Raw genomic sequence first — 10,069 nt, 5'->3', positions numbered from 1 at the left:
TCTGTACTGCTGCTGACAGTCAGAATCGGCTTTAGCGTCCCACCACCCCTTCAAGTTTAACCATACAAGCGGCCTTGTGCCGCGATGGGTCGCGCAGCGGCCCTAAGTGAACAGCATTACGGCTCAAGACGGGGTTTGTGGCAGGCGCGCTATTCAGGCTCCGGCGGTCAACTGTCCCGAGAAGACTTGTTGATCTGCTTGCCAGCCTGGGCTGCGACTTCCAAGGCCTGGCCGTCCCGCTGCTTGCCTTGGCGTGCCAGCCCCTCCAGTTGAGGAATAAGCATCCCTTCTGGCAAGTGGCGCCAGAAGCGGCCAGGCATGTGCAGGCGCAGGGCATTGGGGTTCAGGCGGGCGGGGTTGAAGGTGTGGCGGTAGTAGGTTCGCCACAATTCGGCGCCAGGGTCTTCTGCGTGCTGCGCCCATTGCCGCCAGAGCTCCGGGCATTGCCGTTGATAGTCGAAGCGGCGGCCGTCATAGCGGATGCCATCGCGTGGCGTCGCGATCAGCCACCGCAGCCGTCCCAGCCTGTCGGCAAAATGCGGGCTGGCGCTTTGCAGAATGTCGTGAGCAGGTTCGTGAAAAGCGACCAGGTCCAATTGCAAGTGATCGACCAACGCTTCAGGCAGCGGCACGAACCGCAAAAACGCATGCAGGTGATGGGCTTCGCGGCTGACTTGCTTGATGCGTCGATGCAGCTCGCTGCCCAGCCGATCACCGGCCAGCATCGCCGTGCGGTCGCCGTGGGCAACCCGCCACAGCACTTCGTACAACAGATTCCACCGCTGCTCGCCGTGATAGCGTGCCGCTTCCTCCAGTTGACCGAGCAAGGCCGCCGGCACCTTCGCTCGAAACGGGCCCGTACCGGCCGGCAGCGTGGTGGTCTCGGCCAGCATGTCGGTCATGGGCCCTTGGGACCAGGTGACTTGTGACGGATCGACGCCATGGCTCAGCAAGGCTCTGGCCTGATCCCGCCAGACGCCGAACAGGTCATCGCAATCGAGCGCTATCACCCCCAAAGTCCCATTTGGACCGGTGCCTGTGGTTCACGCAGGCGGGCACGCAGCAGGCTGCTGCGAAGGTCGGCCTGGGCAGGGCGATAATCACTGGTCACGATAAAAGGGCGCGCCTTGTCCAGCACACAACGCAGCTGGATCAGGTCGTCATAGCGGATACGCCGCTCACGGCGCAAGGCGACCAGGCGCTGCACGCTGCGTAGGCCTATGCCTGGAATACGAGCGAGCAGCGCGGGCTCTGCGCGGTTCACATCCAGCGGGAACACTTCGCGATTGGCCAGCGCCCATGCCAATTTGGGATCGATATCCAGCGCCAGGTTGCCGGTTTGTCCCAACAGCTCGCCGGCCTTGTACCCGTACCCGCGCAAAAGAAAATCGGCTTGGTACAGGCGGTGTTCACGCAGCAGAGGCGGGGCGGCCAGTGGCACGCTGCCAGGGCTGTCGGGGATGGGGCTGAAGGCTGAGTAGTAGACACGTTTGAGGCCGTACCCCTGGTACAGCGATTCGGCATTGCGCAGCAGTGTGCTGTCGTCAGTACTGTCAGCCCCGACGATGACCTGGGTACTTTGACCGGCAGGGGTGAAGCGCGGGGCGCGAGGCTCGTTGGCTACCGCTTGCTGCCCTTGATGAATCACGCCCATGGCTTGACGGATGGTCGATGCTTGCTTTTCCGGTGCCAGGCGCTTGAGGCTGTCGTCGGTGGGCAGTTCGATGTTGACGCTCAAGCGATCGGCCAGACGGCCTGCTTCTTCGATCAACAGCGGATCGGCGTCCGGAATGGTCTTGAGATGGATATAGCCACGGAAGTTATGTTCTTCGCGCAGCAACCGCGCGACCCTGATCAGTTGCTCCATGGTGTAGTCAGCCGAGCGGATGATGCCCGAGCTCAAAAACAGACCACTGATGCAGTTGCGCCGGTAGAAGTCCAGGGTCAGGCGCACCACCTCTTCAGGGCTGAACCGTGCACGGGGCACATTGCTCGAGCGTCGGTTGACGCAGTACTGGCAGTCGTACAGGCAAAAGTTGGTAAGCAGAATCTTCAGCAGAGACACGCAGCGACCATCTGGGGTGTAGCTGTGGCAAATGCCCATGCCGTTGGTAGCGCCCAAACCGTTGCCGCCACGCGAGCTGCGCTTTGGCGCACCACTGCTGGCGCAAGATGCATCGTACTTGGCGGCATCGGCAAGAATGCCCAGTTTGGCGATCAGTTGCATGACTCTTACCTGTCGTACTGAATATTCATACAGTATTGAGGGCTAAGGTCAATTGCAAGTTGCTGAACGCCGCCCGGCGATGTATCCGAGCAAATTCGTAGGTTATCCGATGAGTGGTTGATGGCGCGGGCAGCTACTGGGTTTCAGCGATCGTGAAAGACATGGTGGGTTGGTCGATAAAAGAAGAGGGCGCCTCGAAGGCGCCCTCTTGGGTGAATCAGGCTTCAGCGTCCCACGGACGGTCACCCTTTTCATCTTTCACCCGGGTTGGCAGGCCCATCACGTCCAGCGCCTTGAGGAACGGCTCGGCAGGCAGTTCCTCGACGTTGACCATGCGGTTGGCATCCCACTCGCCGCGAGCCACCAGCAAGGCAGCGGCGACCGGTGGTACGCCAGCGGTATAGGAAATGCCCTGGCTGTCCGTTTCGGCGTACGCCTGTTCGTGATCGGCCACGTTGTAGATGAACACTTCACGCGGTTGCCCGTCCTTGGTGCCCTTGACCAGGTCACCGATGCAGGTCTTGCCGGTGTAGCCAGGCGCCAGGGACGCTGGATCAGGCAGCACGGCCTTGACCACTTTCAGCGGTACCACTTCCAGGCCTTCTGCGGTCTTGACCGGCTGCTCGCTGAGCAGGCCCAGGTTTTTCAGGACCGTGAATACATTGATGTAGTGCTCGCCGAAACTCATCCAGAACCGGACGTTGGGTACGTTCAGGTTCTTGGAGATGGAGTGCACTTCATCGTGACCGGTGAGGTACAGGTTTTGCGAACCCACCACGGGCAGGTCATCGGTACGCTTGACTTCGAACATGGTGTTGCTGGTCCACTGGCTGTTCTGCCAGCTCCACACCTGCCCAGTGAACTCGCGGAAATTGATTTCCGGGTCGAAGTTGGTGGCAAAGTACTTGCCATGCGAACCTGCATTGACGTCGAGGATGTCGATCGAATCAATGCGGTCGAAATACTGCTGCTGCGCAAGCTTTGCGTAGCTATTGACCACACCCGGGTCGAAACCGACACCGAGAATGGCCGTGATGTTCTTGGCCTGGCACTCTTCGAGGTGTTTCCACTCGTAGTTTCCGTACCATGGCGGGGTTTCACAGATCTTGCCCGGCTCTTCGTGGATGGCAGTATCCAGGTAGGCAGCGCCGGTATCGATGCATGCACGCAGCACCGACATGTTCAGGAATGCAGAGCCGACATTGATCACGATTTGCGATTCGGTTTCGCGGATCAACGCCTTGGTCGCCTCGATATCGAGGGCATTGAGCGAAAAGGCCTGGATGTCGGCGGGTACCTTGAGGCTGCCCTTGGCCTTGACGCTGTCGATGATGGCCTGGCATTTGGAGATGTTCCGTGACGCGATGGCAATACGACCCAGTTCGTCGTTATGCTGCGCGCACTTGTGGGCCACCACCTTGGCGACACCTCCTGCACCAATGATAAGAACGTTCTTCTTCAATTTACCTGTTGCTCCTTACAGACGAGGCCTGTCTTACGACAGGCTGGAAACGTAGTCTTCGAAACCGAACTCGCGTACCACCTCGACGCTGCCGTCGAGTTGCTTGACCACGATGGATGGCATCTTCAAACCGTTGAACCAGTTTTTCTTGACCATGGTGTAACCCGCAGCATCCACGAAGGACAGGCGGTCGCCGATCGCCAGTGGGCGTTCGAACTGGTATTCACCGAAAATATCGCCGGCCAGGCACGATTTGCCGCATACCATGTAGGTGTGCTCACCGTCGTTGGGCGCCATCTTGGCATTGAGGCGGTAGATCAGCAGGTCGAGCATGTGCGCTTCGATCGAGCTGTCGACCACGGCCAGGTGCTTACCGTTGTACAGCGTGTCCAGCACAGTCACTTCCAGCGAAGCGCTCTGGGTGATCGCGGCTTCACCTGGCTCCAGGTAAACCTGTACGCCATAGGTTTGCGAGAACGCCTTCAGACGCGCGCAGAAATCGTCCAGCGCATAGCCTTCGCCGGTGAAATGGATGCCGCCGCCCAGGCTTACCCATTTCACTTTGTGCAGCAGGTGGCCGAAACGTTCCTCGATGCGGGTCAGCATCTGGTCGAACAAGGCGAAGTCGCCGTTCTCGCAGTTGTTGTGGAACATGAACCCCGATACCTGGTCGATCACGGTTTCGATCTTGGCAGGGTCCCATTCCCCTAGGCGGCTGAACGGGCGTGCCGGGTCGGCCAGCTGATAGTCCGAGCTGCTGACTTGGGGATTGACGCGCAGACCCCGGACCTTGCCTTCGGACTGCTCGGCAAAACGTTGCAGCTGGCCGATGGAGTTGAAGATGATCTTGTCGCAGTTCTCGAGCATCTCCTGGACCTCGTCGTCGGCCCACGCCACGCTGTAGGCGTGGGTTTCGCCGGCGAACTTCTGGCGGCCGAGCTTGAGCTCGTACAGCGAAGACGACGTGGTGCCGTCCATGTACTGCTGCATCAGGTCGAATACCGACCAAGTGGCGAAGCACTTGAGCGCCAGCAGCGCTTTTGCACCCGAGTGTTCGCGCACATAGGCGATCTTCTGCATGTTGCTCAGCAGCTTGGTCTTGTCGATGAGGTAGTACGGCGTATTGATCATTTAGAGGCCCTCGGCAAGGCCGGCCAAAAAAAGGACACGCATTGTGCCTTCACTCGCCGCAGATCGAAAGGGTGCAATTGCATTTCGTCCGGGCATCGTTGCCGTGACTGAATCTTTTCGTGTTCGGCGTGCTCAGTAGAACAACGCCAGATGACACGCTTAATCTTCCCACGCAGATTGCCAGGAGAAATCGATGAGCCATACCTTCAAGAAAGGTGACAAGGTGCACTGGAACTCAGAGGCCGGGGTCATACATGGCACCGTCGAGAAAGTGCATACCCAGGACGTCGAGTTCATGGGGCGTCAGCGCCATTGCTCAAAAGAGGAGCCACAGTACGAGGTCAAGAGCGACAAGACCGGACACATGGCCATGCACAAGGAGCAGGCATTGAAGAAGGGTTGAGAACATAGGTATTGCGTTAGTGCTCAGTTGCCCGTGTGTATCACGGGCTTTTTTATGAGCCGTGTCTCCACCTGCAGAGTGCAGCGGGGTTATGCAAGGAGCGGTTAATGGCCGCTCCCGGCGGGCTGGGTTCATGCCTCGAGCGCTGCCCGCCACGCCTGGATCTGCGCCAAGGTAGCCGTGGCGCCCCCGCACACGACCACCAGTACATTGCGGTAGCTTGCCAGCGCGCTGGCCTCATACCCCACCGCCAAGGCGGCGCCGCAGGCGGGCTCCACCAGCAGGCGGTGATCCAGCAAAAAGCGCTCGCACGCCTCCAGGGCCTGCCGGTCACTGACCAGCAGGCTTTGCACCGGGTGTTGCTGGGTACAGCGAAATGCGTGTTCGGCTACCTGTTTCGCGCCCAGGGTGGTGGCAATCGTATCCAACCGCTCCAAGGTCACCCGTTCGCCGGCTTCGATGGCGGCATGCAGGGAGGCTGCGCCATGGGTTTCCACGGCCAGGATAGGCACATCGGCCCAGCCATTGCGCTGTAGCCCCTGCACGACGCCGCTCAGCAAACCCCCGCCGCCCACCGAAAGCACAACCGCATCGGGCTTGATGCCGGCTTCGGCCACCTCATCGACCAGGCTGGCATGGCCTTCCCACAGCAGCGGGTCGTCGAACGGGTGAATGAACGCGGCATCGTCACCCTTCAGGCTCAGCGCCAACGCATTGGCCTCCTGCCAGGACTGCCCGTGGACGATGACCTCAGCGTGCTCAAGACGCAGCAATTCCTGGGCACGCGCGGTGGTGGTCTCGGGCACGACAACGGTCACGGGAACGCCGAGCTTGCGCCCGACATAGGCGACGGCAAGCCCGGCGTTGCCGCCTGACGAAGACACGAACCGTTTCGCGCCGCGAGCATGGTGGAACTCACAGGCGTGGGCGACGCCGCGCAGCTTGAAGGAGCCGCAGGGCTGCAATGCCTCGAGCTTGAGCCAGACAGTGCAATCGGCAGCCAGCGACAGTGGGCGTGATTCGATAAGCGGGGTACGGATGTGCAAGGTCACTGGGAGGCTCCGCGCAAATGTTCGAGGTAGTTGTAGACGGTATAGCGGGTCACGCCGAGGGCGTTGGCCGCTTTCTCGACGCCGCCCTTGACGATGAACAGCCCGCGTTCCTGCATCACGCGGACCGCTTCGATCTTGGCTTGCCGGGTCATGCGGCCTTGGCCGGTGTCATGTAGCGCCGCCTGGATGATCTCGCTCATCAGCGCTTCCATGTCGGCGGGCTCTGCCGCTGCGGGCGAGCTGCCCATGGGCGCGAAGCTTTGTAGAAAGCCCATGGCAGCGTCCAGGCCGGTGACATCGGTGTTGACGCAAAGGCTGGCGAAAGGGTGGCCAGCGCTGTCGCGAAATATCGCGGTAGCGCTGCGCAGCGTGCGGCCCTTGATGGCGGTCGGATAGTCGGGCAGCACAACGGGCCCACAGCCTTGCTGATCGGCCGCGGCCTTCATCAAGGCTTGCAGGCCCTGATCCTGCTCCGGCACAGCCAGTATAGGACTGCCCACCTGCCGGCCAGAAAGGTGCCCATTGACGATGGCCACGACGGACCGCTCGGGCTGGTCCAAGTCGTGAAGCAGAATTTCGGTGTTGTAGGTGACGACGCTGCCCAAGGCCTCGATAGAGGCTTTGAGCACGCTCAAGGTCAAGCGGCGTTCATCTTCGGGCAACAGGGCCATGCGAGCTCTTTAAATCAACATTTTGTGTATATTTACACATAATGTTGATTTGCGCGAGTCGCCTGGCGATCACCTGTGCTTTCAGCCCAAAGCTGGGGTGCGTGGTGGAATGATCCGTCGTGAACCCGTGGCTTCGAACGCTGTGGCATAGCTCAACAGTGCATTGTCACTGTAAGCCCGCCCCGCGAAGGTCAGGCCTACCGGCATACCAATGTCGCTCATCACGCCCATGGGCACGGTGACTGTGGGCACGCCCAGGTGGCGTATGGCCAAGTTGCCGTTGGCCACCCACACGCCATTGCTCCAGGCGATGTCGGCCGAGGCCGGGTTCACATCAGCATCGGCAGGCCCTACATCGGCCACGGTAGGGAACAGCACGGCATCCAGCCCAAGGGTTTGCATCCAGTCTTCCAGGTCGATCTTACGGGTCTGTTCAAGGCCACGCAGGCCGTCAGGCAGGGTCTCGATCTGATCCCACGTCTTCAGGCCGCGCTTGGCCATGGTGACGTACTCGTCCATGCCAGCGGCCAGATCATCCTCACGGTTGGGCAGGGTGCCAGGGTCGTGTGGGAAGATTTGCGGGCCGTCCACATCCGCCAGCCGGTTCAGACTCGGGTCGTCGTTGGCACGCAGGAAATCGTCGAACGCCCAGCCGGAGAGTTCCCACAGCTCATCGTGCAAGAATGCCTTGCTGACGATGCCACGGTTGTAGACGGTGGGGGCGCCGGGGCGGTCGCCTTCGCAGTTGGAGACCAGCGGGAAGTCGACTTCCACAACCTGCGCACCGGCGCTCTCCAGGGCTTGGCGAGCTTGCTGCCAGAGCGTCATGACGCTTGCCCGCGTCTGGATACGCTGGCCAGTGGGGCCGCCGATACCCGGCTTTTCCGACGTGCCCGCGTGCTCATCGGCGTTGATGTACATGCGCGGTACGCCAAACTTTTTGCCTTGCAGGGCGACGGTGCCCGCTGCCAAGTCGAGGTAGCTGGCTGGACGTACTTGTGAGGGCTTGGGGATCGACACCCAAGGCTGCAGCCGCCACAGGTCACCGCGGGTATCAGGGTCATCGGCCACGACCACGTCGAGAATTTCCAGCAGGTCATGCATGGTGCGGGCGAATGGCACGACCACATCCATCGTCGGCGTGAGGGGCCAGTTACCCCTTACCGAAATGACCCCGCGTGAGGGGGTGTAGGCGCACAGGCCATTGTTCGACGCAGGGCCGCGGCCGCTGGACCAGGTTTCCTCGGCCAGGCCGAAGGCGTTGAAGCTCGCAGCTGTCGCGGTACCGGCACCGTTGGAAGAGCCTGAAGCGAAGGGCGCGGTCAGGTATGCCGCATTGTAGGGGCTCTCGGCGCGGCCATAGACGCCGCGCTGCATGCCACCGTTGGCCATGGGCGGCATGTTGGTCTTGCCCAGGCAGATGGCCCCGGCCCCGCGCAGCCGTTCGATGGTGAAGGCGTCGCGTTGGGCTACCAGATGCTTAAAGGCCGGGCTGCCGGACGCTGCGGTCAGGCCTTTTACCAGGTAGCTGTCCTTGGCGGTGTAGGGTATGCCGTCCAATGGCCCGAGCACCTCTCCACGGGCCCGGCGGGCGTCGGAGGCCTCGGCCTCGGCCAGTGCATCAGGATTGCGGACTACCACGGCATTGAGCGCGGTGTCGGTGTCGGCGCCATCATAGGCGTCTATGCGGGCCAGGTAGGCCTTGACCAGTTCGACCGCCGTCGTGCGGCCCGACTCGAGCGCGCTGCGCAGCTGGGCGATGGAAACCTCGGTTACCTCGATCATGCGTTCACCAGAAAATGCAGGTTGGGCTAATGCGGTAATGCTGTTCATCCAGGATCGTTGGGGCCGCTGCGCGGCCCATCGCGGCACAAGACCGCTCCTACACTGACCGCGTGACACCTGAGTTCATAGGCTCACAGAACATTGTAGGAGCGGCCTCGTGCCGCGATGGGCCGCGCAGCGGCCCTAGAGGTGAACGGCATCAGGCTAATGCGGGGAGTGTACAAGAAGGTTAAAGCGTACGCAGGTGTGCGCACGGGCAAACGGGTGCATGCATGGGGGCATTGAGCGATGACGCTTCGTTGACGCCTGGGCGGCCCCGCAAGCAGGGCCACCCGAGGATCAGCGGGCCGTTGAGTCCAGGTCCGCTGCCGAATGCCGCTCCGGTACCTGGCTGGATTCATCTCCCCAGGTCCGGTTGACCCGCGTGCCCCGCTGAACGGCGGGCCGTGCAGCGATCGCCTGGGCCCAGCGCTGAACGTTGGGGTATTCGTGAACCGCGAGAAACTCAGCAGCGTTGTAGAGGTTGCCCAGCACCAGCTGGCCGTACCATGACCACACGGCTATGTCGGCGATGCTGTAATGGCCGCCGGCAAGGTAGGTGGTCTCGCTCAAACGGCGGTCGAGCACGTCCAGCTGGCGCTTGGCTTCCATGGTGAAGCGATTGATCGCGTACTCGATCTTTTCAGGCGCATAGACGTAGAAGTGCCCGAACCCACCACCCAAGTACGGCGCCGCGCCCATTTGCCAGAACAGCCAGTTCAGTGCTTCGGTGCGCTCGGCGGCCGTTTGCGGGAGCAGGGCATCGAACTTCTCGGCCAGGTACAGCAGGATGGCGCCTGATTCGAATACCCGCACCGGCGGCTCGACGCTGCGGTCAAGCAATGCGGGGATCTTGGAGTTGGGGTTGACCTGTACGAAGCCGCTGGAGAACTGGTCACCCTCGCCAATCCTGATCAGCCAGGCATCGTATTCAGCGCCGGCATGGCCAAGTTCCAGCAGCTCTTCCAGGGCGATGGTGACCTTGACGCCATTGGGTGTCGCCAGCGAATAAAGCTGCAGCGGTTGCTCGCCCACTGGCAGGTCCTTGTCATGGGTAGGCCCGGCGACCGGCCGGTTGATACTGGCGAAGTGGCCCCCCGAGGCCGCTTCGTTGCGCCATACCTTCGGGGGTTGGTAAGCGGGTGTGCTCATGCTCGGCTCTCCACGATTGCGAATGATCGACGACGTCTGATTGACCTGCCTATATGCCACGGGTTCGATGACGCGCACAAACACAAAACGGATCTGCCATGGCGCAGCCGATGTTTCATCGGTTTTTCATTTTTGACGGGAGGGCAG

General features: G+C 61.3%; 9 protein-coding genes. 1 reads left to right on the top strand and 8 read right to left on the bottom strand.

Translation table 11 applies throughout. From position 1 onward, the window contains the following. Nucleotides 1-167: 167 nt before the first annotated feature. The 4 genes from FS767_RS20745 to FS767_RS20730 form a co-directional block, all read right to left on the bottom strand. Nucleotides 168-1,016, bottom strand: a complete 849-nt coding sequence (locus FS767_RS20745) for a TIGR03915 family putative DNA repair protein (protein ID WP_144967938.1) — start codon at nt 1,014-1,016, stop codon at nt 168-170. Beyond that, nucleotides 1,007-2,227: a putative DNA modification/repair radical SAM protein gene (locus FS767_RS20740; RefSeq protein ID WP_023533877.1), complete on the bottom strand. Its 1,221-nt coding sequence runs from the start codon at nt 2,225-2,227 to the stop codon at nt 1,007-1,009. The genes FS767_RS20745 and FS767_RS20740 overlap by 10 nt, the downstream gene beginning before the upstream one ends. A gap of 217 nt (nt 2,228-2,444) precedes the next feature. Further along, a complete protein-coding gene (locus FS767_RS20735; RefSeq protein ID WP_144967936.1) occupies nt 2,445-3,689 on the bottom strand; it encodes a saccharopine dehydrogenase family protein in 1,245 nt (414 codons plus the stop codon). Nucleotides 3,690-3,722: 33 nt separating this feature from the next. Continuing rightward, nucleotides 3,723-4,820, bottom strand: a complete 1,098-nt coding sequence (locus FS767_RS20730) for a carboxynorspermidine decarboxylase (RefSeq protein WP_058605458.1) — start codon at nt 4,818-4,820, stop codon at nt 3,723-3,725. Nucleotides 4,821-5,013: 193 nt separating this feature from the next. On the opposite strand from FS767_RS20730, the gene FS767_RS20725 reads away from it, so the two are divergent. Next, the gene (locus tag FS767_RS20725; protein WP_144967934.1) at nt 5,014-5,223 is read left to right on the top strand and encodes a DUF2945 domain-containing protein; all 210 of its coding nucleotides are present in this window, start codon (nt 5,014-5,016) and stop codon (nt 5,221-5,223) included. Nucleotides 5,224-5,354: 131 nt separating this feature from the next. Here the strand turns inward: FS767_RS20725 and FS767_RS20720 are convergent, their stop codons facing one another. The 4 genes from FS767_RS20720 to yghU form a co-directional block, all read right to left on the bottom strand. Further along, on the bottom strand, nt 5,355-6,275 hold the full coding sequence (locus tag FS767_RS20720; protein WP_144967932.1) for a pyridoxal-phosphate dependent enzyme: 921 nt from the start codon (nt 6,273-6,275) through the stop codon (nt 5,355-5,357). Beyond that, on the bottom strand, nt 6,272-6,946 hold the full coding sequence (locus FS767_RS20715; RefSeq protein ID WP_144967930.1) for a transcriptional regulator: 675 nt from the start codon (nt 6,944-6,946) through the stop codon (nt 6,272-6,274). Before FS767_RS20715 ends, FS767_RS20720 begins: the two co-directional genes overlap by 4 nt. Before the next feature lie 81 nt (nt 6,947-7,027). Further along, nucleotides 7,028-8,731 (bottom strand): amidase, encoded by a 1,704-nt coding sequence (locus FS767_RS20710; protein ID WP_144967928.1) that lies wholly within the window; start codon nt 8,729-8,731, stop codon nt 7,028-7,030. 339 nt (nt 8,732-9,070) lie between these two features. Beyond that, entirely contained in the window at nt 9,071-9,922 is an 852-nt protein-coding gene (gene yghU, locus FS767_RS20705; protein ID WP_144967926.1) for a glutathione-dependent disulfide-bond oxidoreductase, read from the bottom strand. Nucleotides 9,923-10,069: the final 147 nt, after the last annotated feature.

The sequence above is a fragment of the Pseudomonas sp. DE0010 genome, assembly GCF_007680745.1.
Lineage (GTDB): Bacteria > Pseudomonadota > Gammaproteobacteria > Pseudomonadales > Pseudomonadaceae > Aquipseudomonas > Aquipseudomonas parafulva_B.
This window is presented reverse-complemented; position numbering and strand designations above follow the sequence as displayed.